The 23,780-nt window shown below is 53.2% G+C and carries 25 protein-coding genes, 1 pseudogene and 1 other annotated feature; of the genes and pseudogenes, 8 read left to right on the forward strand and 18 right to left on the reverse strand.

What is annotated here, in order from left to right:
- The first annotated feature begins 6 nt into the window (after positions 1-6).
- A complete protein-coding gene (locus tag C1N58_RS06940; RefSeq protein WP_006119374.1) occupies positions 7-1,020 on the forward strand; it encodes an ABC transporter ATP-binding protein in 1,014 nt (337 codons plus the stop codon).
- A complete protein-coding gene (gene oppF / locus C1N58_RS06945) occupies positions 1,017-2,015 on the forward strand; it encodes a murein tripeptide/oligopeptide ABC transporter ATP binding protein OppF (RefSeq protein ID WP_039343011.1) in 999 nt (332 codons plus the stop codon). The genes C1N58_RS06940 and oppF overlap by 4 nt, the downstream gene beginning before the upstream one ends.
- 47 nt (positions 2,016-2,062) lie before the next feature.
- Here oppF and C1N58_RS06950 read toward each other — a convergent pair whose 3' ends face one another.
- The gene (locus tag C1N58_RS06950; protein WP_006119371.1) at positions 2,063-2,386 is read right to left on the reverse strand and encodes an HI1450 family dsDNA-mimic protein; all 324 of its coding nucleotides are present in this window, start codon (positions 2,384-2,386) and stop codon (positions 2,063-2,065) included.
- Between the two features lie 44 nt (positions 2,387-2,430).
- Entirely contained in the window at positions 2,431-3,891 is a 1,461-nt protein-coding gene (gene cls, locus C1N58_RS06955) for a cardiolipin synthase (RefSeq protein WP_033741857.1), read from the reverse strand.
- A gap of 162 nt (positions 3,892-4,053) precedes the next feature.
- Between cls and C1N58_RS06960 the strand changes: the two genes are divergently transcribed.
- A complete protein-coding gene (locus C1N58_RS06960) occupies positions 4,054-4,227 on the forward strand; it encodes a YciY family protein (RefSeq protein ID WP_006119368.1) in 174 nt (57 codons plus the stop codon).
- A 29-nt stretch (positions 4,228-4,256) separates the two neighbouring features.
- Here C1N58_RS06960 and C1N58_RS06965 read toward each other — a convergent pair whose 3' ends face one another.
- Positions 4,257-4,430 carry a hypothetical protein gene (locus C1N58_RS06965; protein WP_006119367.1) on the reverse strand — a complete coding sequence of 58 codons (174 nt, stop codon included), beginning with the start codon at positions 4,428-4,430 and terminating at the stop codon, positions 4,257-4,259.
- Between the two features lie 40 nt (positions 4,431-4,470).
- The gene (locus C1N58_RS06970) at positions 4,471-4,767 is read right to left on the reverse strand and encodes a YciI family protein (protein WP_006119366.1); all 297 of its coding nucleotides are present in this window, start codon (positions 4,765-4,767) and stop codon (positions 4,471-4,473) included.
- 197 nt (positions 4,768-4,964) lie between these two features.
- Between C1N58_RS06970 and tonB the strand changes: the two genes are divergently transcribed.
- Positions 4,965-5,747, forward strand: a complete 783-nt coding sequence (gene tonB / locus C1N58_RS06975; protein WP_394564726.1) for a TonB system transport protein TonB — start codon at positions 4,965-4,967, stop codon at positions 5,745-5,747.
- A gap of 103 nt (positions 5,748-5,850) precedes the next feature.
- Here the strand turns inward: tonB and yciA are convergent, their stop codons facing one another.
- Genes yciA through C1N58_RS06995 form a run of 4 tightly spaced genes read right to left on the reverse strand, consistent with a single transcriptional unit; the run spans position 5,851 to position 8,104 of the window.
- Positions 5,851-6,273, reverse strand: coding sequence for an acyl-CoA thioester hydrolase YciA (yciA, locus tag C1N58_RS06980; protein ID WP_033741850.1), 423 nt, complete (start codon positions 6,271-6,273; stop codon positions 5,851-5,853).
- A 56-nt stretch (positions 6,274-6,329) separates the two neighbouring features.
- Positions 6,330-6,869 carry a septation protein A gene (locus C1N58_RS06985; RefSeq protein WP_394550664.1) on the reverse strand — a complete coding sequence of 180 codons (540 nt, stop codon included), beginning with the start codon at positions 6,867-6,869 and terminating at the stop codon, positions 6,330-6,332.
- Positions 6,870-6,925: 56 nt separating this feature from the next.
- On the reverse strand, positions 6,926-7,660 hold the full coding sequence (locus tag C1N58_RS06990) for a YciC family protein (protein ID WP_058708082.1): 735 nt from the start codon (positions 7,658-7,660) through the stop codon (positions 6,926-6,928).
- A gap of 27 nt (positions 7,661-7,687) precedes the next feature.
- Positions 7,688-8,104 (reverse strand): YkgJ family cysteine cluster protein, encoded by a 417-nt coding sequence (locus C1N58_RS06995; protein WP_033741845.1) that lies wholly within the window; start codon positions 8,102-8,104, stop codon positions 7,688-7,690.
- A 252-nt stretch (positions 8,105-8,356) separates the two neighbouring features.
- On the opposite strand from C1N58_RS06995, the gene ompW reads away from it, so the two are divergent.
- Positions 8,357-8,989 carry an outer membrane protein OmpW gene (gene ompW, locus C1N58_RS07000; protein ID WP_033741844.1) on the forward strand — a complete coding sequence of 211 codons (633 nt, stop codon included), beginning with the start codon at positions 8,357-8,359 and terminating at the stop codon, positions 8,987-8,989.
- A 48-nt stretch (positions 8,990-9,037) separates the two neighbouring features.
- Here ompW and C1N58_RS07005 read toward each other — a convergent pair whose 3' ends face one another.
- From C1N58_RS07005 to C1N58_RS07030, 6 genes and pseudogenes are all read right to left on the reverse strand, one after another.
- Complete coding sequence (locus C1N58_RS07005) at positions 9,038-9,352, reverse strand: BON domain-containing protein (RefSeq protein WP_006119359.1); 315 nt, start codon at positions 9,350-9,352, stop codon at positions 9,038-9,040.
- A gap of 149 nt (positions 9,353-9,501) precedes the next feature.
- Positions 9,502-10,305: a tryptophan synthase subunit alpha gene (trpA, locus tag C1N58_RS07010; RefSeq protein WP_033741843.1), complete on the reverse strand. Its 804-nt coding sequence runs from the start codon at positions 10,303-10,305 to the stop codon at positions 9,502-9,504.
- Positions 10,305-11,495: a tryptophan synthase subunit beta gene (gene trpB, locus C1N58_RS07015; protein ID WP_033741842.1), complete on the reverse strand. Its 1,191-nt coding sequence runs from the start codon at positions 11,493-11,495 to the stop codon at positions 10,305-10,307. The genes trpA and trpB overlap by 1 nt, the downstream gene beginning before the upstream one ends.
- A 44-nt stretch (positions 11,496-11,539) precedes the next feature.
- On the reverse strand, positions 11,540-12,901 hold the full coding sequence (gene trpCF, locus C1N58_RS07020) for a bifunctional indole-3-glycerol-phosphate synthase TrpC/phosphoribosylanthranilate isomerase TrpF (protein ID WP_039342988.1): 1,362 nt from the start codon (positions 12,899-12,901) through the stop codon (positions 11,540-11,542).
- Positions 12,902-12,903: 2 nt separating this feature from the next.
- Positions 12,904-14,497, reverse strand: a pseudogene (gene trpD, locus C1N58_RS07025) (bifunctional anthranilate synthase glutamate amidotransferase component TrpG/anthranilate phosphoribosyltransferase TrpD).
- Positions 14,497-16,059 carry an anthranilate synthase component 1 gene (locus C1N58_RS07030; protein WP_054633693.1) on the reverse strand — a complete coding sequence of 521 codons (1,563 nt, stop codon included), beginning with the start codon at positions 16,057-16,059 and terminating at the stop codon, positions 14,497-14,499. Before C1N58_RS07030 ends, trpD begins: the two are co-directional and overlap by 1 nt.
- A gap of 23 nt (positions 16,060-16,082) precedes the next feature.
- Positions 16,083-16,185: a sequence feature (Trp leader region), on the reverse strand.
- Between the two features lie 154 nt (positions 16,186-16,339).
- On the opposite strand from C1N58_RS07030, the gene C1N58_RS07035 reads away from it, so the two are divergent.
- Together C1N58_RS07035 and C1N58_RS07040 are read left to right on the forward strand one after the other, a co-directional pair.
- The gene (locus C1N58_RS07035) at positions 16,340-17,224 is read left to right on the forward strand and encodes an RNase RNM (protein WP_006119350.1); all 885 of its coding nucleotides are present in this window, start codon (positions 16,340-16,342) and stop codon (positions 17,222-17,224) included.
- Between the two features lie 12 nt (positions 17,225-17,236).
- Complete coding sequence (locus C1N58_RS07040; RefSeq protein WP_039340183.1) at positions 17,237-17,857, forward strand: L-threonylcarbamoyladenylate synthase; 621 nt, start codon at positions 17,237-17,239, stop codon at positions 17,855-17,857.
- Positions 17,858-17,862: 5 nt separating this feature from the next.
- Here C1N58_RS07040 and C1N58_RS07045 read toward each other — a convergent pair whose 3' ends face one another.
- On the reverse strand, positions 17,863-18,504 hold the full coding sequence (locus tag C1N58_RS07045; protein ID WP_006119348.1) for a hypothetical protein: 642 nt from the start codon (positions 18,502-18,504) through the stop codon (positions 17,863-17,865).
- Between the two features lie 1,079 nt (positions 18,505-19,583).
- On the opposite strand from C1N58_RS07045, the gene rluB reads away from it, so the two are divergent.
- The gene (rluB, locus tag C1N58_RS07050) at positions 19,584-20,468 is read left to right on the forward strand and encodes a 23S rRNA pseudouridine(2605) synthase RluB (protein ID WP_006119347.1); all 885 of its coding nucleotides are present in this window, start codon (positions 19,584-19,586) and stop codon (positions 20,466-20,468) included.
- An 88-nt stretch (positions 20,469-20,556) separates the two neighbouring features.
- Here rluB and C1N58_RS07055 read toward each other — a convergent pair whose 3' ends face one another.
- The 3 genes from C1N58_RS07055 to C1N58_RS07065 all read right to left on the reverse strand — a co-directional run bounded on the left by C1N58_RS07055 (position 20,557) and on the right by C1N58_RS07065 (position 23,686).
- A complete protein-coding gene (locus C1N58_RS07055; RefSeq protein ID WP_039340186.1) occupies positions 20,557-21,870 on the reverse strand; it encodes a CitMHS family transporter in 1,314 nt (437 codons plus the stop codon).
- 464 nt (positions 21,871-22,334) lie between these two features.
- Positions 22,335-22,925: a cob(I)yrinic acid a,c-diamide adenosyltransferase gene (gene cobO, locus C1N58_RS07060; protein WP_039340187.1), complete on the reverse strand. Its 591-nt coding sequence runs from the start codon at positions 22,923-22,925 to the stop codon at positions 22,335-22,337.
- Positions 22,925-23,686 carry a YciK family oxidoreductase gene (locus C1N58_RS07065; protein ID WP_006119341.1) on the reverse strand — a complete coding sequence of 254 codons (762 nt, stop codon included), beginning with the start codon at positions 23,684-23,686 and terminating at the stop codon, positions 22,925-22,927. The genes cobO and C1N58_RS07065 overlap by 1 nt, the downstream gene beginning before the upstream one ends.
- Positions 23,687-23,780 lie beyond the last annotated feature (94 nt).

Here is a 23,780-nt window from a genome sequence, read left to right on the forward strand (position 1 = left end):
TTCCCGATGACTATTCATGAATTTCAGCCTGCTCAGGCTGCACGCGCGGGAAGCGACCTGTTGCTTGAAGTGAAAGACTTACGTGTTACGTTCGGCACCCATGACGGTGATGTCACCGCCGTGAACGATCTCAATTTCTCACTGCGTGCCGGGGAAACCCTGGGCATTGTCGGTGAGTCAGGCTCGGGTAAATCGCAAACCGCGTTTGCGCTGATGGGCCTGCTGGCCAGCAATGGCCGCATTGGCGGCTCTGCGTTGTTCAACGGTAAAGAGATTCTTAATCTGCCGGAAAAACAGTTAAACCGGCTGCGCGCTGAACAAATCGCGATGATTTTTCAGGATCCCATGACATCACTGAATCCGTATATGCGGGTCGGCGAACAGTTAATGGAAGTGCTGAAACTGCACAAAGGCATGAGCAGCGCTCAGGCCTTTGAAGAGTCGGTGAAAATGCTGGACGCGGTAAAAATGCCTGAAGCCCGCAAACGCATGAAGATGTACCCACATGAGTTTTCGGGCGGGATGCGTCAGCGCGTGATGATCGCGATGGCGCTCCTGTGCCGGCCTAAGCTGCTGATTGCGGATGAACCGACGACCGCGCTGGATGTTACGGTGCAGGCGCAGATTATGACGCTGCTGAATGAGCTGAAGCGCGAGTTCAATACGGCGATCATCATGATTACCCACGATCTGGGCGTTGTGGCCGGGATCTGCGATAAAGTGCTGGTGATGTATGCAGGCCGCACCATGGAATACGGTCGCGCGCGCGATGTGTTTTATCAGCCGGCTCACCCCTACTCTATTGGTCTCCTGAATGCGGTGCCAAGACTGGATGCAGAAGGTGAAAGCCTGACCACCATTCCGGGTAATCCACCAAACCTGCTGCGTCTGCCGCAGGGTTGTCCGTTCCAGCCGCGCTGTCCGCATGCCATGGATATCTGTTCCAAAGCACCGCCGCTGTTACCGTTTGCAGAAGGGCGCTTACGCGCCTGCTTTAAGCCGGTGGAGGAACTCGTATGAGCCTGGCAGAAAAAAAAGTCCTACTCGAAATTGCCGATCTGAAAGTTCATTTCGACATCAAGGATGACAAGCAGTGGTTCTGGCAGCCGCCAAAAACGCTGAAGGCCGTGGATGGCGTCAGTCTGCGTCTGTACGAAGGAGAAACGCTGGGTGTGGTGGGCGAATCCGGCTGCGGTAAATCCACGCTGGCACGTGCGATTATCGGGTTAGTGAAAGCCACGGAAGGCCGTGTCACCTGGCTTGGCCGTAACCTGCTGGGGCAGAGTGAGGAAGAGTGGCGTAAGGCGCGTAGCGATATCCAGATGATATTTCAGGATCCGCTGGCCTCGCTTAACCCACGCATGACCATCGGCGATATTATCGCCGAGCCCTTACGTACCTATCACCCTGAGCTTTCTCGCCAGGACATCAAAGATCGCGTCAAAACGATGATGATGAAAGTGGGCTTGTTGCCTAACCTGATTAACCGGTATCCGCACGAGTTTTCAGGCGGTCAGTGTCAGCGTATCGGCATTGCGCGTGCATTGATTCTTGAGCCTAAACTGATCATCTGTGATGAACCGGTTTCTGCACTGGATGTGTCCATTCAGGCGCAGGTGGTCAACCTGCTACAGCAACTGCAGCGAGAAATGGGGCTGTCGCTGATCTTTATCGCCCACGACCTGGCGGTGGTGAAGCATATCTCGGATCGCGTACTGGTGATGTATCTGGGCCACGCGGTGGAGCTGGGCACCTACGATGAGGTGTATACCCATCCGCAGCATCCTTATACCAAAGCGCTGATGTCAGCCGTACCGATTCCCGATCCGGATCTGGAAAAAAATAAGCAGATTCAGTTGCTGGAAGGGGAGTTACCGTCGCCGATCAATCCGCCATCCGGGTGCGTTTTCCGCACCCGCTGCCCGATTGCCGGACCGGAATGCGCCAAAACGCGGCCGCTGCTCGAAGGCAGCTTCCGCCATGCGGTGTCCTGCCTGAAGGTGGATCCGCTTTAAACCAAAACGCCGGGCTGTTGCCCGGCGTTTTCGTTACGAGGTGAGGACTATTCACGCCACAAAATATGGCACAGCTTGTGATCTTTTTCCCGACACAGCAGTACGCGCGCAAACACATCGGTAATAGGTTCGCCGTCTGCTTCGCCCAGACCAATGACCACTTCAGAGAAAAAGTCGGGGTTCAAATCGAAGTCCACGTGCTCCTGCCAGTCTTCACCCGGATCAAACAGTTCTGCGCCGCCACGCTCTTCAAACTGCAGATTGAAAAGAATAATGTCAGCAGGGTCAAGGTTGTCACCTGCCAGTTCAAGAAAAATGTCGTAGGCCTGTTCCAGCGTTTCGTCTTCTGTCAGGCGGTTGTTCAGATCCATTTTCGGTCCCGTTTATCTGAGGGCGGTTCGTAATTTCGCTCGTTTTACAGTAAAGGACTAAAGAAGTAAAACAGTCGTTCGACAATCCGCTTCCACCAGGCACGTTTTGCCCACCGTCTGGCGTCAAGCAGACGCGAACGGGCAATATAGTCGTCCTGGACGCAGGCCAAATCGCTGCCAAATCCGGCATCATCGACGGCGAGTGTAATTTCGAAATTCAGCCATAAGCTGCGCATATCGAGATTCACGGTCCCCACTAAACTCAACTGACCATCGACCAGCACGCTTTTGGTATGCAGCAGGCCATCTTCAAACTGGTAGATCTTAACGCCGGCCTCAAGCAGCTCACTAAAAAACGAGCGGCTGGCCCAGCTTACCAGCAAAGAGTCGTTGTGCCGGGGAACCACCAGACTCACATTGACGCCACGTAGCGCAGCCGTGCAGATGGCATGCAGCAGATCGTCACTGGGCACCAGATAAGGCGTGGTCATGATCAGCTGTTCGCGGGCAGAGTAGACCGCCGTAAGCAACGCCTGATGAATTAAATCCTCGGGAAAACCGGGACCGGAAGCGATCACCTGAACGGTATGACCACTTTCCTGTTCGAACGGCATAATATTGCGGTCGGGCGGTGGGGGCAGAATACGCTTGCCGGTCTCAATTTCCCAGTCACAGCTGTAAACGATCCCCATGGCGGTTGATACCGGCCCTTCCATACGCGCCATCAGATCGACCCACTGACCCACGCCCGCGTCCTGCTTAAAAAAGCGCGGGTCCACCAGATTCATGCTGCCGGTATAGGCAATATAATTATCAATCAGCACCATTTTGCGATGCTGACGTAAATCCATACGACGCAGAAAGACACGCAGCAGGCTGACCTGTAGCGCCTCAACCACATCAATACCCGCATTACGCATCATCCCGACCCACGGGCTGCGGAAGAAGGCGACGCTGCCTGCGGAATCCAGCATAAGCCGGCAGTGAACACCGCGCCGCGACGCGGCCATCAGGGATTCGGCGACTTCATCCGCCAGTCCGCCCGGATTCCAGATATAAAACACCATCTCAATATTGTGCCGGGCCAGCTGAATATCCCTGATAAGGGCTTTCATTACATCGTCCGAACTGGTCAACAGCTGTAACTGATTCCCTTTTACCCCTGCGATGCCCTGACGGTTGTTGCACAACTGAAATAACGCCTGCGCGACATCGCTGTAATCGGTGGCAAAGATTTCGGTACGCTTTTTAAGATCATTCAGCCAGCGGGCGGTAGAGGGCCACATCGTTCGCGCGCGTTCAGCCCGGCGTTTACCCAGATGCAATTCACCAAACGACAGATAAGCAATAATGCCAACCAGTGGCAGAATAAAAATAATCAGCAGCCATGCCATTGCCGAGGTTACGGCTCGTCGCTTCATCAGAATGCGCAGGGTAATACCCGCAATCAATAACCAGTAACCAAATACCAATAACCAACTGATAAGCGTATAAAACGTCGTCATTAAGTGGACATCCTGTTCGCGCTTGAATCTGAGAAGTTTACGTGGAGATGGTAGGGAGTGAAACCCTTAATCATCGTGGTATGTCAATGCGAGATCCGATTTGGCATTAGCGCAGAGATCTCTATAATGCGTGCGCGTGAGTCAGATGTCAGAGAGGAAGTTATGAGACGAAGCAGAAACGAAGTGGCCCGCTGGAGAATGTTGCGTCAGGTGCAGCGTCGACGTTCGCGCTGGCTGGAAGGGCAGTCACGCCGCTATAAACGCATCCACGGGATTCGCCATCAACTGGCGCAACAGCAACGTCGTTCCATTCTGTTTATCACACAAAATCTCTGATGACGCAGCCGCGCGAAGCGGCTGTTAAATTACTGTCCGGTCATCAATAAGTTGACGTTAACCAACTGGACGGCTGCCGCCAGTACAATCAGCATGACGATCAGGTGCTTTTTGTTTCGCCAGCCGTGCTTTCGCCACAGATACAACGCGCCACCCACAAGCAGGGTGATGACCAGCAGCAGGGCCATGATAATGGCATGCATTCAGACTATCTCTGTAGAAGCGTCAGTGTTGTCGGCGGGCTCAGAAAACCCGCTTAAACGGCTTGACGCTGACGTGTTTGTAAACACCCGCCGCAATATAGGGATCGTCCGCTGCCCAGGCCTGGGCCGTTTCCAGTGACGGGAACTCTGCAATCACCGTGGAGCCGGTGAAACCGGCTACGCCAGGATCGTTACTGTCAACCGCAGGCATGGGGCCTGCAACGATCAAACGGCCTTCTTCATGCAGCAGCTTCAGACGCGCAAGGTGAGCGGGGCGCACCGCGTTGCGTTTTTCCAGAGAATCGGCGTTATCTTCAGCATAAATGACGTAAAGCACTAGGGCGCTCCCATTGACTCTATAAATTTGCAACACGGTAAGGGATAGTTAAGTAGAGTGCAAACGAAACCTTGCGTCAATAACGTGCTGAGCATATTAGGCTAAAGGGGCTTTTTTCGCCCGGCACTAAGGTCATTATTGAAACTGATTGCTATTTGCATTTAAAATCAGGGCCTCATTTGATAACTGCGATTGTTATGACCACGCTGACTATGCCTTTACCGAAACGCACGCCTGTCGCCATGATGTTGTCCGTTGTGCTCCATGGTGCAGTCATTGCCGGTATTCTCTATGCGTCTTTTCATCAAACCCGAGAACTACCCAAAGCATCCCAGCCAATCAGTGTGACAATGGTCGCGCCCGAGGTTCAGCCTGAACCCGCAATCACACAACCGACACCGCAACCGCAACCGCAACCGCAACCGGAAACGGAACCCCAGCCAGCCCCCGAGTCTGTGGCCGAGCCGAAACCCGCCCCGAAACCGCCTAAAGCTGAGCCAGTGCCGATTCCCAAACCGGAACCCAAACCTGAGCCAAAACCCAGACCGCGGCACCAGCCCAAACATACACAGCCAAAACGCGAAGTAAAACCGCGTGAGGAAGCGAAGCCCCAGGCCAACCCCTTTAAGCAGGATGCGCCTGCAACACAGACTAAGCCTGCGACAGCGCCGAAAGCGACACCGTCAGCAACACCTGCGCAGACGGCCTCAACCGGCCCAAAAGCGCTGAATATCAGCAAGCCAGCCTATCCGCCACGCGCGGCGGCCCTGCGAGTAGAAGGCCGTGTCAGAGTGAAATTTGATGTGGACAGTGACGGACGGGTCGACAACATTGATATTCTGTCGGCGGAACCGCGCAACATGTTTGAGCGCAGCGTCAAACAGGCCATGCGTTCGTGGCGCTATCAAAGCGGTAAGCCTGGTACCGGTCTGACGATGAATATTGTGTTTAAAATTAACGGCGGGGCCAGCCTTGAATAAGGCTTGTGAGGCGTTTCAGCAACGTGAAGTCGGCTAAGCGGGCCCGGACCCGCCCGGGTCCGGTTCAGATTCAGCCTGGCTGCGATGTCAGGCTGAACCGCACTCAGGCAGGGGCTGACTGATTATCCCGTCCCGCAGGCAGCTGACGGGGATGGCCTTCATTGTCCACCGCAACATAAATAAAGACCGCTTCGGTTGCGCAATAGGTCTGACCAATAGGCTCAGACGACACTTTCTTAATCCATACCTGCACATTGATCGTCATTGAGCTGTTGCCCGTGCGAATGCACTGTGCGTAGCAACTGACAACATCGCCGACCGCGACGGGTTTTAAAAAGGTCATACCATCCACTCTGACGGTGACGACACGGCCCTCGGCGATTTCTTTTGCCAGAATGGCACCGCCCATATCCATTTGCGACATCAACCAGCCACCGAAGATGTCGCCGTTTGCGTTAGTATCCGCAGGCATCGCGAGCGTCCGCATGACCATTTCGCCCTGGGGCAATTTATGTTTTTCGTCCATTGCGTTGTTTTCTTATGTAATGAAAGAAAGGCTGCCCGCACAGACGGGCAGCAGGTTTATTTTTGCTGTTGTTGCGGCATCTTACGCCAGATATAGAGCCCACTCAGTAAGGTAAAGAGTAGCGTCAGGCCGGTCAGCCCAAACACTTTAAAGTTAACCCAGACTGACTGAGGTAACCAAAATGCCACATAGATATTCGCCAGACCACACAATAAAAAGAAGAGGGCCCAGGCAATATTCAGATTGCGCCATACGGTGTTGGTTAACTCCAGCTCTTTTCCCAACATGGTCTGAATTAACGGCTGTTTCATAAACCACTGGCTGAACAGTAACGCCAGCGCAAACAGGCTGTAGATCACCGTGACTTTCCATTTAATAAATTCATCATTATGGAAAACCAGGGTGAGCGTGCCAAACACCGCCACCAGCACAAACGTAAAAATGGTCATTTTTTCAAGCTTGCGATAGAGCACCCAGCTTGCCACCAGCGCCAGGCCGGTCGCGACAACCAGGGCTCCTGAGGCGACGAAGATGTCGTACAACTTATAAAAAATAAAGAAAACCACAAGGGGAAGAAAGTCGAGTAACTGCTTCATAGTCATTCCAGTTAAGGCGGTATTCCCGGCCAGTGCGCCCCAAGGCGCACGGACAATCAACGTAACAGCATATAAAGCCGGTACAGGTAAATTACTAACAGGGTTGAAATCAGATTCCCGATAGCGGTGAAAATCACCGTCGACACGTTCATCGGCAGCACCACTAACGAGGTAAAGAAAAACATCACTGCCAGTTTTGCCAGCAGCCACAGAATAATGGCTGGCGCAATCAGTCTGACGTTTTTCCAGGCCATGCGCATGCTGGCGCGCATGGCGGCGATAACGCCCAGTTTTTCATTTGCCAGAATGATTGGCGACAACGAGAGCACGATGGTAAGCAGCACGCCAGGCACTACCAGAACCATAAAACCCAGTTGGGCGACCAGGGTGATCAAAAAGGTCAGCAGCAGCAGTTTCGGTAATAAAGGCGCGGCTGTACCAATGGCACGCAGCGCGCTCACGCGCTGGCCAGACGATACCAGCGGAATCAGGCACAGCATACCGCCCAACAGCAGCGTATTGCCGACAAGGCCTGCAAAAGTACCCGCAGCAGACGCACGCAGCAGAACCTGCTGCTGTTCGGGTGACATGCTCTGCACCATTTCAAACAGCGAGGCACTGCTGATATCGCCTTGCTGCAGGATCGCCATTTGATCGTCACCCGGTGTGAAGGCATGTAGAAGCATCACTGTGACAAACGCGGTCAACAGTGACATCAGCACCAGGGTAATCAGTTGATGACGAAAAAAATTTCCTGTGTCACGGTATAACGAGCTTGCCGTGATAGACATGTACACTCCTTGAAAGAACCGGGTTAATTAACCCGTCGATTGTACATGTTCTGGCGGCTCGCTGGCACCCGCAACCGGATAACTTTCTGTCATAACAGGTAAAGATGGGTGAAACAGTGCGGGAAGGCCATAGCGTGCCCGGGCCCGATCGCAGCCTTCATTCCCGATCCCGTTTTCGCCGGACATAGCAAACTCCCGGCAGGGCGAGGGGCGGTTCTCATAAATACTGCACGACACGCAGTGGCCGATTTCCCCTTCAAGCGCAATACAGCGCGGCGAACGATCGTTCGTCCCACGCATATTTCGCATCATCAGACTTAAAGGTTCCGTTAATTCTGTGGGAACGGGGCCGCCCGCATCGTCGGCTTCAGCCCAGTAAAACGAGACGCGGAAGTGGGCACAGCAGGCACCACAGCTAATACAGGGGTTTGTAGTTTCACTCATTTGATCGCCCGCCACCTCTAAGGCATCGAACCAAAATCACAGGGGGAGATGAGCAAAGTAATGCCGCTCCATTTTTTCGGCAAGCACTATTTGTGTCCGGGATACGGGCATAAAATTGATCTGAGTCAATCCATTGTTTTTTAAATCATTTTCCCGTCTTGATTTAGATGCATTTATAAAAAAATCGCGCTAAACCTGTGCGCACAAAAAAATGATTCAGTGCAGGCACCTTACTTTCTCACAGGAGTGACTATGAAACTGGCTAAATGCGCCATGCTGCTGGCGCTTGCGTTACCTCAACTGGCACTGGCCCACCAGGCAGGTGATTTTTTTATTCGCGCAGGTAGCGCCACCGTTCGACCTAACGAAGGCTCGGATAACGTACTGGGTATGGGCGGATTCAGTGCCAGTAATGATACCCAACTGGGTTTAACGTTCACCTATATGGCGACAGACAATATTGGCGTCGAGCTACTGGCCGCCACACCGTTCCGCCATAAAGTTGGCCTTGGCCCAACGGGCACGCTGGCGACGGTCCGGCAATTGCCGCCAACGCTGATGGCACAGTACTACTTCTTTGACAGCCAAAGCAAAGCGCGACCCTATGTCGGCGTCGGCATTAACTACACGACGTTTTACGATGCAAAGTTTAATCAGACCGGTCGTGATGCGGGATTAAGTGATCTCAGTGTGAAAGACTCGTGGGGCATTGCCGGCCAGGTAGGGCTGGATTATCAGATTAACCGTGACTGGCTGCTGAATGCATCATTGTGGTACATGGATATTGATACGAACGTGAAATTTAAATCGGGCGATCAGCAGCAAAATATTCATATGCGTGTTGACCCCTGGGTATTCTTCTTTGGCGCAGGTTATCGCTTCTGAAGAAAAAAGGGCCACGCAATGCGTGGCCCTTTTGGGTTTAAAACGGCGTTATTTAATTTGCATGTTATTTACGACGGATCTTACCCCAGCAACGCTTCGGGTCACCTGAACGGCACGGTTAGCCATTTGTGGTGAGCTGACAAAGCCGCTGAGCTGCACTTTACCTTTAAAGGTTTCAACGTTGATTTCGGTTGATTTCAGCGACTCATCTTTTAACAATTCGGCTTTCACTTTGGTGGTAATCACGGTGTCATCAATGTAACCGCCGGTGCCTTCTTTCGTTGGCGTTGGCGCACAGGCGCTGAGTGTTAATGCAACAACAGCCGCGACCATGGCACTTGCCAGCACTTTAAACCATTTCATTGCTTCTCTCCCTGTCACAAATAGGATACGTCGTTACCATAACGGCGCCTGTTAATTGTGGTGCAGAAAATCCGAAATGGGCAAACGGACAGCGAAAAAAAACAGCGAAATCATGCCTTACCGGGCGGTAAGGCATAAGGTGAAGGCTGTTAGCGGGTGGCGGCTTTGAGATCGTGGATAAATGTTCTCAATGCGTCCAGCATGACCTCTGGCTCGGCGTGATGCTTTTCAATAATTTTCACAACAGCGGAACCTGAAATTGCACCGGCTGTGCCTGCCGCGAGAGAGTCTTTTACCTGGGAAGGTTCGGAAATGCCAAAGCCCTGTAGCGGCGGGGCTGCATGGTATTCCTTCAGGCGGGTTATCAGATGATCAAGTGGCAGGCTGGCCCGCTTTTCAGTACCCGTCACGCCCGCTCGTGATAACAGATAGGTGTAACCGCGACCGTGAGAAGCGATTTCGCGCAGAAGTTCATCGCTGGCGTTCGGTGGGCAGATGAAAATGGGCGCAATACCGTGACGCATAGCCGCCTGACGGAAAGGTGCCGATTCCTCTACGGGCACATCAGCCACGAGGACAGAGTCGACCCCCGCTTTGGCACAACGCGCATAAAAGTCATCAATACCATTGCTGAACACCAGATTGGCATACATCAGTAAACCTATCGGGAGTTCGGGATATTTTTGACGAATCGCCGCGAGCATTTCAAAACACTGTGCCGTCGTCGTTCCACCAGCGAAGGCACGCAGTGTTGCACTTTGAATAGTAGGACCATCTGCTAAAGGATCAGAAAAGGGAATTCCCAGTTCAAGTGCGTCAGCCCCGCCTTCTACCAGCGCATCGATAATGCGTAATGACAGGGCAGGTGACGGGTCACCCAGAGTTACGAAGGGAACCAGCGCACCTTCTTTCTTCGCCGCCAGACGCGTAAACAGTCGATCATAACGTTCCATCAAATTTCTCCCTGCGCAGTCAGAATATCGTGAACGGTGAAGATATCTTTATCACCCCGCCCAGAAAGGTTCACCACAATCAGTTGCTCTTTCTCCGGCTCCGCCTTCGCCATTTTTAACGCATGGGCCAGCGCATGGGCGGATTCAAGCGCAGGGATAATGCCTTCCGCACGACACAGCGTTTTAAAGGCTGCCAGCGCTTCATTGTCGGTGACGGAAACATAGTCCGCGCGGCCGATGCTGTTCAGATGGGCGTGCTGAGGGCCGACTGACGGGAAATCGAGGCCGGCAGAAATCGAGTAGGACTCTTCGATTTGCCCTTCGCTGGTCTGCATCATCGGGGCTTTCATCCCAAAGTAGATGCCGACCCGGCCGTGTTTCAGCGGTGCGCCGTGCTCACCGGTTTCGATACCGTGGCCCGCTGGCTCAACGCCAATCAGTTTGACGCTCTCTTCCTCGATGAAATCGGCAAACATGCCAATCGCATTGGAGCCGCCGCCGACGCAGGCGATGACGGCGTCGGGCAGACGTCCTTCTTTTTCCAGAATCTGTTTTTTCGTCTCTTCACCGATCATGCGCTGGAACTCACGCACGATGGTCGGGAAGGGGTGCGGGCCGGCCGCGGTGCCCAGCATATAGTGGGCGGTTTCATAGCTGCCCGACCAGTCACGCAGCGCCTCGTTACAGGCATCTTTAAGGGTGGCGGAACCGCTATGAACCGGAATCACTTCGGCACCCATCAGGCGCATACGAAAGACGTTAGGTGACTGACGCTCAACATCCTTGGCGCCCATGTAGATGCGGCATTTCATGCCCAGCAGCGCACAGGCCAGGGCTGAAGCCACACCATGCTGACCGGCTCCGGTTTCCGCTATAATCTCGTTTTTGCCCATCCGTTTAGCCAGCAACGCTTGTCCCAGTACCTGGTTCGTTTTGTGCGCGCCGCCGTGCAGCAGATCTTCACGTTTCAGGTAAAGGCGGGTTTGAGTGCCTTTGGTCAGGTTACCGCACAGGGTTAAGGCTGTCGGGCGGCCGGCATAGTTTTTCAACAGGTCGGTAAATTCAGCCTGAAACTCAGGGTCTTTTTGGGCGCTGACAAAGGCTTCTTCAAGCTGCTTCAGCGCAGGCATCAGAATTTGTGGCACGTACATGCCGCCAAACTCGCCGAAATAGGGATTAAGTAAAGTCATGGATCTATCCTTTTGTGTGCCCGCCTTCAGGCGGGCCAGTCCAGTCAGTAGGCGCGAAGCGTTCGGAACACCGCCGCAATTTTGCTGGCATCTTTGATGCCTGGCGCGCTTTCTACACCGGAATTAAAATCGAGTCCTGCACAACCCAACTGTGCGGCTTCCACACAGTTATCCGCGCTCAGCCCACCGGCCAGCAGAACATTCTTCAGGTCCTGCCCGTGTAGCAGCGACCAGTCAAAGGTCTGGCCCGAACCGCCCTGACCATTATCGAAAACGTAACGGTCAATATGCGGCCAGTTACGTTCTGGCAACGCGTCGCTGATGCTGAGCGCTTTCCAGATTTGTACCTGTTCAGGCAGTGCCTGATAAAGCGCAGCCACATAAGCGTGGTCTTCATCGCCATGCAACTGCACAGCAGCCAGCTGCAATGATTCCACTTTAGTGACAATGTCACTTATTGCCGCATTGCGGAACACACCCACATAGTTAAGCGGGGCACCGGCTATCACGGCACGTGCTTTCTCGGTATCCACCTGACGCGGCGAGCCCTCGGCAAAAATAATTCCGCCGTAAATAGCGCCGGCATCACAGGCCGCGCAGGCATCTTCAGGGCGCGTCAGTCCGCATACCTTGTTGCTGCCCAGGGTGACACGTCGCACCGCAGCATGAAGATCCTCTTCTTCCATCAATGCCGAACCAATCAGGAAGCCATTTGCAAAATGACTCAGTTCACGCACATCGCGGTAATTGTTGATGCCCGATTCGCTGATAACGGTCACACCTTGCCCCAGGCGCGGCGCAAGCTGACGCGTCCGGTTGAGATCAATCGACAGATCGCGCAGGTCGCGGTTATTAATGCCGACCACTTTGGCTTCCAGCGCAATCGCGCGTTCCAGCTCCTGCTCATTGCTGACTTCAGTCAAAACGCCCATCTGCAGGCTGTGTGCGATGGCGGAAAGCTGACGATACTGCTCATCATCCACGACCGACAGCATCAGCAGGATGGCGTCAGCCTGATAAAAACGCGCCAGATAAATTTGATAAGGGTCGATGATAAAGTCTTTACACAGCACCGGCTGCGTAATCGCAGCACTGACGACGGGCAAAAAGGCAAAGTCGCCCTGGAAATATTTTTCGTCGGTTAATACCGAAACGGCAGAAGCATAATGGCGATACACCCCGGCGATCATTTCGGGATCGAAATCATCGCGGATCAGCCCTTTTGAAGGCGAAGCCTTTTTGCATTCCAGAATAAAGGCAGTGCGGGTGCCCTGCAGTGCGTCATAAAAGCTACGGCTGGAAGGAACAATGCGCGGCTGGAAGCTTTCCAGCGGTTGCTGCTGCTTACGCGCTTCAACCCAGACGGCTTTGTCTTTCACGATTTTATCTAACACTGTACCCTGCATGATTATCCTCTTGATGCCAGAGCCACCACGCGCTCATAAGCCTGACCGCTACGGATGGCGTTAAGCGCACGCTGTGCATTTTCACGGAGATCTTCATTACCAAATACTTTCAGGAGCATGGCCACATTCACGGCAACCGCCTCCTCATGGGCCTGCTCGCCATTACCCTGGAGTAAACGTGTCAGAATGTCACGGTTTTCTTCGGGCGTGCCGCCTGCCAGCGCGTCTTTAGGATGGAATCCGAAACCAAAATCCTCCGGACTTAACTGATAGCGGGTGATTTCCCCTTCGCGCAGCTCGGCCACCTGTGTCACATCGTGCAGGGCAACCTCATCCATGCCGCCGCCATGTACCACGGCTGCACGCTGGTAGCCTAATACTTTCAGCGTCTGAGCAATCGGCAAGACCAGCTCAGGGCTGTACACGCCAATAACGGCTAACGGTGGACGCGCAGGGTTGATCAGTGGCCCCAGAACGTTAAACAACGTGCGGGTCTTCAACTGCTGACGCACCGGCATAGCATGGCGAAAGCCCGTGTGGTACTGCGGTGCGAACAGGAAGCAGACATTCAGATCGTCCAGTGCGCGCCGCGCCAGCTCAGCGGGCATATCCAGGTTAATCCCGAAAGCGGCCAGCAGGTCGGATGACCCCGATTTGCTGGATACGCTGCGATTGCCATGTTTTGCCACCTTCAGACCACAGGTAGCGGCGACAAAGGCACTGGCGGTTGAAATATTAATGCTGTTACTGCCATCCCCGCCGGTGCCCACAATATCGGCGAACGCATAATCCGGACGCGGAAACGGTTTAGCATCTTCAAGTAAGGCACAGGCTGCCCCGGCGATTTCCTCCGGGTTCTCGCCCCGGACTTTCATCGCAACCAACGCCGCCGCCAGTTGGGTAGGTTCAAGCTGGCCGGTAATAATGGCGCTGAACAGCTGGTGGCTTTCTGCCTGCGTCAGACTATGCGACTGGTAAAGTTTTTCCAGAATCGGTTGCATTGCGTTCTCCCTGTTACTTCGCCAGCGCCCAGGCAAGTGTCTGTTCAAGCAGACGTGCGCCCTGAGTGGTTAAAATGGATTCAGGATGGAACTGGAATCCGCAAACCCGATCGTGTTCATGACGGACGGCCATCACCATGCCGTTGTAGCTGGCATTGACCGTTAATTCGTCTGGTGTATTGCTGCCCACCAGTGAGTGGTAACGGGCAACGGGAAGAGGATTACTCAGTCCGGCAAACATCGCCTCGCCGTCATGATTAATGGATGACGCTTTGCCATGCAAAATTTCACCGGCCTGACCGACATGGCCGCCATACGCTTCCACAATCGCCTGATGGCCCAGGCAGATCCCGATAATCGGTAACTTTCCGCGTAGCGCACGCAGCAGTTCGGGCATACAGCCCGCGTCTTTCGGCGCGCCAGGGCCGGGTGACAGCATCAGGACAGGATTGTCCATGCTCTGCAAACGTTCAGTCAGCAAAGCGGCCGGTACGTTGTTGCGGTAAATCACCACGTTGTGCCCAAAGGTGCGCAGTTGATCGACAAGGTTGTAGGTAAATGAGTCGATGTTATCCAGCAGCAGGATGTCAGCCATCAGAAGATCTCCTTGCAGTGATGAGCAGTGGCGATAGCGCGCAGCACGGCGCGGGCTTTATTGCGGCTTTCATCGGCCTCGGCCTGTGGGTTAGAATCGAGCACCACGCCCGCGCCGGCCTGTACAGTGGCCACGCCGTCTTCCACGTAGGCTGAGCGGATCACAATACAGGTATCCAAATCACCGTTGGCGGTGAAATAGCCGACAGCGCCGCCGTAAATACCGCGTCGGGTGCCTTCGGCTTCAGCGATCAGTTGCATGGCGCGAACTTTAGGTGCGCCGCTCAGCGTGCCCATATTCATGCAGGCGCGGTAGGCATGTAGCACATCCAGATCCTCACGCAATGTCCCCACCACGCGGGAGACCAGGTGCATAACAAAGGAATAACGATCAACCTTGGTCAGATCCGCGACGTAGCGGCTTCCGGGACGACAAATGCGCGCCAGGTCATTGCGTGCGAGATCGACCAGCATCAGGTGCTCGGCCAGCTCTTTATGATCGGTGCGCATTTCAAGTTCGATACGGCTGTCCAGATCGCGGTCCAGCGAGCCATCCGCATGTCGACCGCGTGGACGCGTTCCGGCAATCGGGTAAATTTCGATCTGTCGTGAGGCGGCGTCGTACTTGAGCGAGCTTTCCGGCGAGGCGCCAAAGAGCGAAAAATCCTGATCCTGCATAAAGAACATATACGGGCTGGGATTACTGCGTTTTAACGTATCGTAAGCGGCCAGCGGCGACGGGCAGGGCAGTGAGAAGCGACGTGATGGCACGACCTGGAAGATCTCACCAATACGAATAGCATCCTGCATCTTCCTCACCACATTACAGTATTCCTCATCGCTCTGGCTGGTGGTCAGCGTCATCGTTTCGACCGGCTTGACGGGCAACGCAGGTGCAGGTTGCAGCATTTGTCCGTGTAACTGCTCAATACGGCTTTGCAGACGCTGGAATTCATGGGTGGACGGACAGAACAGGCTGGCCTGCAGGCGGGCACTGTGTGCCTGGTGATCGAGCACCAGCAGGGTTTCCGCCAGATAGAAACAGTAGTCAGGGCAGCGCTGCTCACTGCTGAGCGTCGGCAGGTCCTCAAAACCGGCGACCAGATCATAGGCAAACAGGCCGCCAACGAACACGGCTTCGCGCTCATCGGCAGGCGAGTTTACTAACTGCGGAATCACACGCAGGGCATCAAACACCGACAGGGCGCGTAAGCGAGAGTCTTCATCTTGCTGATCGTGGGTCGTCGTAAATGTTAACACCCGGCCATCAGGGCGCGATTCATTTTTGATTTCGGCGGGAAGCGCCTCGTCCAGCAGCGGCAGCAGCGCCCGACCATTATCAGACAGGGCCTGCACAGTGACGCAGTTACCCAGCGCGCTGATACGTAGGGCACTGTCGATGATCATCAGACTTTTTAAATTTTCCTTGCTGTCGATATCCGCAGATTCAAGCAGCAGCGTTGACGGGCGTGCGCCGCATAACTGATGAAAAACCGCGGCGGGATCTTCCCGATAAGGGGCGTTACCGGTAATTAACTTCACTGTAGGTTTTGCATTGAGCATGATGATTTCTCTGAATGTCGTCCAAAAAAAAGCCCGCTTGTTGGCGGGCTCAGGTATCTGCACAGGTTTACGCTAAGTGTGCACGACAACGCCGCCCGACCGGGAAACATTGCGCCACCAACCAGTGAAAAGCGTAATAACCATTTTCATAAACACATACCCGTCTGCGGTGAACTTGTGTACTAGTTAACTGGTTCGTGACAAAAATGTCAATACACTTTTTCAGTGACCCATAAAATCGTTATCATGCTGACCTGTTCCATCGCCAGCAGGAGTTGTTTTGAGCGATATCGCCCGTTTTCCGCTTTACGATCTACATAGTCATACACGGGCTTCCGATGGATTGCTATCCCCGCAGGCGCTGGTCGAGCGTGCGGTTGAAATGCGCGTAGGTGTGCTGGCCATTACCGATCACGATACCGTGGCGGGCGTCGCCGAGGCACAGCAGGCCGCATTACGTGCTTCGTTGCCAGTCAATGTCATAGCCGGCGTCGAGATTTCCACGCTGTGGGAAAATCATGAGATCCATATTGTTGGATTAAATATCGATATTCATCATCCCGTCATGACGCAGTTCCTCGCTGGTCAGTATACGACGCGACTGGAACGCGCCCAACGCATTGCTGAGCGGCTTGAAAAAGCCCAGATTCCCGATGCACTGGCGGGCGCCCTGCGTTTAGCCGAAGGGGGAATGATCACGCGGGGACATTTTGCCCGCTATCTGGTTGAGGTTGGCAAAGCGAGCACTATGGCGCAGGTATTCAAAAATTATCTGGCCCGAGGCAAAACCGGCTACGTGCCGCCGCAATGGTGTACAATTAATCAAGCCATTGATGCCATTCACCATTCTGGTGGCTGTGCGGTGCTGGCTCATCCGGGACGCTACGGATTGTCGGCAAAATGGCTGAAACGCCTGATCGCGTATTTTCGCGCTGCGGGGGGTGATGCTATCGAGGTGGCACAATGTCAGCAGGCACCCGATGAGCGTACCACGTTAGCCGGGTACGCCCGTGATAACGATCTGGCCGCATCGCAAGGTTCTGATTTTCATCAACCCTGCCCGTGGATTGAGTTAGGCCGCAAACTGTGGTTACCCGCAGCCGTAGAACCCGTCTGGGAACGCTTTCCCGCACTGGCTCCGGCTGCTGAATGCACGGAAAGGTGACAAGAGGTTTTTATGAGTCAACTGTTTCATATTCATCCGGATAATCCGCAACCGCGTCTGATTAACCAGGCTGTGGAGTACCTGAACAAAGGTGGCGTGATTGTTTACCCGACCGATTCAGGCTATGCCCTGGGATGTCGTCTGGAAGAAAAAGGCGCGATGGAGCGCATTTGCCGTATACGGCAACTGGATGGCCATCATAATTTCACACTGATGTGCCGCGATTTGTCTGAGTTGTCGGTGTATTCGCAGGTGGGCAACAGCGCGTTCCGCCTGATTAAAAATAACACGCCGGGCAATTACACGTTTATTCTGAAGGCGACGAAAGAAGTCCCGCGCCGTCTGATGAACGAGAAACGTAAAACCATTGGTTTACGTGTCCCGTCGAATCCAGTGGCCCTGGCGTTACTGGAAGCGCTTAATGAACCGATGATGTCGACATCCTTGATTCTGCCAGGCAATGATTTCACTGAATCTGATCCGGAAGACATTCAGCACAGTATTGGTAAGCTGGTGGACTTAATCATTGACGGCGGCACGCTGGGACAGCAGCCTACCACCGTGATTGATTTGACCAGTGATGCCCCTGAAATTGTCCGTGAAGGCGCTGGCGACACAACGCCTTTTATGTAAGCCAGTCAGGTTTTACGGGTGTCAGGAATCGTCGCCTGTAACCAGTTTTTAAACTGGCCGTAAGGGATATAGAGTGACACATCTTTCAGTATCACTTTCCCGCTACGGCCATTTTTAATTGAATCGGAATACCCGACGATCACGCCGCCGATGGTATCGTCACTATTGAAGACCCCACCGCCAGACATCCCCTGAACCACGCCAGCATTGGAAGCCATCGCGATGCACGGACTTTTATTCCAGAGGTTACGAATGGCGGTGCGTGCGAGATTCACACCTTTTGATTCAACAGGTAGCGCCGAAATATAGCTGTAACCGTACATCTTTACGTGATCGCCAATATCGGTGCTGCGGAAGTGAGCCAGCGTATCCGGCGGATTCTTGTGATAAATAATCGCAAGGTCGCAGTAAGGGTGATAAGACTTCACGCGCTGCACGGCAAATTTTGCCACATGCGCGGCAGTCAGGCTGTATTCAGGCGTCAACGGAATAGTGGTGCCCAGCGTGCCTAAACCCAGAATCGTCGGAATTCCTGTCACGCTCATATCCACGTGCTGCATTGCCGTTCGGCTGTACTCGGTATGGCCCACGGAACAACCGCTCAGCGCCAACGCAATCAACGCTGAACTTACAAAACGTTTTTTCATGGTGGTGTCTTCGCTTAAGCATGCCAGTAAAATCCCTGGTGAAGATTAAGGACATGCAAATTAAAGCTCATCGTGAGCCGTATTAACGCAGCGTTTCCCGATGCGCCAGTATTAAGATTAATAACAAACCTTTAGCGTGCTGCAATTTAATGCCTGGGTCAGAAATAACTGACACCGTACGGATTAAAATCTGCTCACTGTCCGGTCGCATAATGTGTTATCGGCAATAGATTGCAATAGTCCAATTTTTTTTAACTTTACGAGGGTAGAAAAAAAAGTCATTGCGGACTTAATGATAAAAAACAGGGTGATGACCACCTTATTATTCTTTCATTATCGGCTGATGAATAAAATTGTACAGTGATTTTTATGTTGTATAGCTTTTCCCGACGCAACCTGTTGATAATAGAGTAAACAGGATGCATTAAAGATGCGAGGCGGGCTAACAGAGGGCTGCCGGGGCCCACAATGATTTTATTTGACTTAAGTAGCGGTATTTTGTTTTTATTTTTTGTAAACAGCCACAAAAATAAAACTGTTTAGCGCGCCGACTGAGTGTGAGCCGTTAATGAAAAGTGTCAGGCCAGATACCTGGAGACTTAATCATTAATGCACTACCGGTTTTGGCAGGAAATGATTTATAAGAGCGAGTAAAGACGGAAATAAAGCCAATAGCTGCGATAAGTAACATTAATTAAAATGAAGTAACCAGGTGTGTCATTCAGATGATATCCTCCCCCTGTTACGGTTGTGTCATTTGACTTAATTACCCTAAATAGACGTGTGTGCTTATAATGATCTTCTCGCGCGATCACCAGGACGCAACTCAGCCATTTAATTCGACCAGATCTTAACCGGACCAGGCGTGAGCGCGTAGGGATCGTCACGCCTGGGACAGGTGTCGTAAGGCACGGGTCAGCAGCCAGGCCCCGTACGCCGCTTCCGGGCGGCACATTACGGGTTACAATGCCTCAGACATGCTGTATAATGGGGCCAACAGGAAAATATAACCTATTGATTTTAAAGGTTTAATTACCTAATCCATCCGACGCCTGGGAAGGCGACAATGAGGTAGCTCCATGAGCGAGAAGTTACAAAAAGTCTTAGCGCGTGCCGGTCACGGTTCGCGTCGTGAAATTGAAGCGATGATTGCGGCCGGACGCGTGAGCGTTGACGGTAAGCTTGCCACACTCGGCGATCGCATCGAAAACAATAAAGCCCTGAAAATCCGTATTGATGGCCATCTGGTATCGATTGCTGAATCTGCAACAGAAGTGTGCCGTGTGCTGGCGTATTATAAACCTGAAGGTGAACTCTGCACACGCAGCGATCCTGAAGGGCGGCCTACGGTCTTCGATCGTCTGCCGCGCCTGCGCGGTTCACGCTGGATTGCCGTTGGCCGCCTTGACGTGAATACCTGTGGACTCATGCTTTTTACAACGGATGGTGAACTGGCTAACCGCCTGATGCATCCCAGCCGGGAAGTGGAACGTGAATACGCGGTGCGCGTGTTTGGCCAGGTTGACGATGACAAAATTCGTCAGCTCAGTAAAGGTGTGCAACTGGAAGATGGTCCGGCAGCGTTCAAAACATTGCGTTTTGCGGGTGGAGAAGGCATCAACCAGTGGTACAACGTCACCCTGACTGAAGGACGCAACCGTGAAGTTCGCCGTTTATGGGAAGCCGTGGGTGTACAGGTCAGCCGCCTGATGCGTGTCCGCTATGGCGACATCACCTTGCCAAAAGGTGTACCACGCGGTGGCTGGATGGAACTGGATCTGCCAGCGGTCAATTATCTGCGCAATCTGGTAGGAATGGATGACGAAACCGTCACCAAACTGGCGGTTGAGAAAGATCGCCGTCGTACAAAAGCCAATCAGATTCGTCGGGCCGTGAAACGCCACAGTCAGGCCAGTGGCAGACCCGCTCGTCGTAATGCCAGTAGCAAACGCAACGCAACCTGAGTGCCTGCCGGGTTGATATAAGGCTATAAAAAAGCCGCAACATCGTCTGTTGCGGCTTTTTACTTTCTGGCTGACGCTCCCGGACATCTTACCGGTGGAAGAGGGGAAACGCGCCGGTTACTAAGCCGCCCGCCATCAGCACCAGGCTAATCAAAATCCCCCATTTTATGGCAAAACGTTGATGGTCACCGATATCCACTTTGGCCAGACCGACTAACAAATAGACCGACGGCACCAGTGGACTCAGCAGATGGAAGGGTTGGCCCACAATAGAGGCTCGGGCAATTTCTTCTGCTGAAATACCATAGCTGGCGGCCGTCTGCGCGATGACAGGCAGAATGCCAAAGTAGAAAGCATCGTTGGACATAAAAAAGGTAAACGGCAGACTGATCAGGGCGGTAAATAGCGCAAGATAAGGTCCGAAACTGTGCGGAATAAACGCCAGCAGACTTTTCGCCATGGCGTCCACCATGCCGGTACCTGACAGTATGCCGGTAAAAATACCTGCCGCAAAAATCAAGGCAGTCACCGCCAGCACATTACTGGCGTGTGAACCGATACGGGCTTTTTGCTCCTCAAGCGAGGGGTAATTAAGCATGACGGCAATTGCAAAAGCCAGCATAAACAGAATCTGAATGGGCATGGCTCCCACCACCAGAAGCACCAGCAGTACCGTGGTCAGAATAAAGTTTGGCCAGAACATTTTGGGCCGGCGATTTGCTGCGCATTCGTCTGCATCACCCAGGCCCAGTTCGATATTATTCAGATGGTCGTCGCTAATGCGCATGACGCCCAGACGTTTACGTTCCTGTAGCCCAAACATGAAGGCCAGACCGACAAGAGCAACACAGGCGATAAGGATGGCCGGTAGCATGGGAATGAAAATATCCAGCGCATCAATGCGCAGCGCGGCCGCCGCGCGGGCAGTGGGGCCTCCCCACGGCGACAGGTTCATGATGCCGCTGGCCAGGTTAACCAGGCAGGTCATTGCCAGCACATTCATGCCCAGTTTCCGGTAGAGGGGAAGAAACGCGGCAATAGCAATCATGTAGGTGGTGGAACTGTCGCCATCCAGCGAGACCAGCAAGGTTAATACAGCGGTACCGACCAGCACTTTAAGCGGGTCGCCACGCACAATTTTCAGGATGAAACGCACCAGCGGATCAAACAGTCCGGCATCGATCATCAGGCCGAAATAGAGAATAGAAAACGTCAGCATCACACCCGTTGGAGCCAGCGTTTTGACCCCGTTCAGCATCATTTCCCCAAGTCCGTGATAAAACCCGCCGATAAGCGCAAAAAGCGTCGGGATAAGAATGAGCGCGATTAGCGCTGACATGCGTTTGGTCATGATCAGATACATGAAACAAACCACCATCGTAAAGCCCAGTATGGTCAGCAAAATAAGAGCCCTCTTATTGGCAAAAGTTATTCAATTGTTATCAGAAAGAACATTTAATTATGGAATCGATTAGCACGGTAATGATTAACCTGTTGATTTGATTAACCACGCGCAATGGGATGATATTAAAGCTAAATATTTTTTTATCATTTATTTAACATTGAAGAGTGATCCCGATCGGTTTTACGTCTCTCAACGGTAAAAATATGTGATTGAGATCAATCATGGCGGCGGCGGATGACGCCGGTTTTCAGGCAGGGTTTCTGGAAAAGGCGCGTAAAACGTTTCGCAAAATTAACATGAATGGAAAATAAAAGCGGGAAAAGCCCTGAGGACCAGCTGCGCCAGGCTGCAATGACAATAAGCGGGCATGCAGGCCGATAAACAGGGAAAAGGAAGTACAGAGGGGCACAGCGTAAGATAAGCAGGCCGGATGCATAAGGGCAGCCAGCCTGCGGTAAAGGCTACCAGTCTATTCCCTGCTGTGCCTGGATACCGGCGTCAAAGGCATGTTTCACCGGACGCATTTCCGTCACGGTGTCAGCCATATCCAGTAAGGTGCGATGGCAACCCCGACCCGTAAGGATGACGCTCTGATGGGCAGGACGGCCTTGCAGAGCGGTTACCAGCTCGTCGAGTGGCAGATAATCCATACTGATCATGTAGGTGATTTCATCCAGAATCACTAAATCAAGCGTATCATCCGACAGCATGCGTCTGGCATGATCCCAGACGGCCAGGCAGGCCGCTGTGTCGGTCTGGCGATTTTGCGTTTCCCAGGTAAAACCCGTTGCCATTACCTGAAACTCCACCCCGTGCCGGGCCAGAAGGTTGCGTTCGCCGTTGGGCCATTCTCCCTTAATGAACTGAATGGCCGCGGCACGTTTGCCATGCCCGCAGGCGCGTAGAGCCGTGCCAAACGCAGCGGTGGTTTTACCTTTACCGTTTCCGGTAAACACCATCAAAATGCCTCTGACTTGCTGAGCGGCAGCAATGCGGGCATCCACCTGTTCTTTCAGACGCTGTTGCCGCTGTTGATGACGATCGCTGGTCATTACTCTGCGGCCCCGGGTTTTCTGCCTGGCTGCGCATCGAAGCTCATACCGGTTTTACGGCGGCTGTCATCGCCCATTAAATAGAGGTAAAGAGGCATGATATCGGCAGGCGTTTTGAGTTTACCGGCGTCTTCCTGAGGAAACGCACTGGCGCGCATTTTCGTACGCGTACCACCAGGATTAATACAGTTAACCCGCAATGCCTGATTTTTATACTCGTCGGCCAGCACCTGCATCATGCCTTCTGTGGCGAACTTTGATACCGCGTAGGCACCCCAACCCGCGCGCCCGGTACGGCCCACACTTGACGTCGTGAATACCAGCGAGCCGCTTTCGGATTTGAGCAGCAACGGCAATAGCGCCTGGGTGAGGTAAAACGTGGCATCAACATTAATTTTCATGACCTGTTGCCAGATTTGCGGATCCAGGTCGGCCAGCGGAACAATCTCACCTAAGATACTGGCGTTATGTAACACACCATCCAGACGGGAGAATGTTTGCGCCAGTTCCTGCGCTAGCTGCGCACAGCGTGCCGGCGTGGCGTCTGAAAGATCCAATACCACCGAATGGGCAGGGCGCTTGTTCAGTTGGTTTATCAACGCTTCTGTCTGCTGCAGCTTTTCAGCGCTGCGCCCCAGTAAAATCACCTCCGCGCCGAAGCGGGCGTAGGTCAGGGCCGCTTCGCGTCCAATGCCGTCAGAGGCACCCGTCACCAGGATAATGCGATGGGCAAGTAGATCATCTTTCGGTTGATAATGCATGTTGGGAACCTCCCGCAACGTCTGGGTTTTTCGCTTTATGCCCTAATTCAGGGCACGACGCAATTAGCAATAGGGACAATCTGTGCCAGATGCT

The organism is Pantoea sp. SGAir0180, assembly GCF_043546245.1.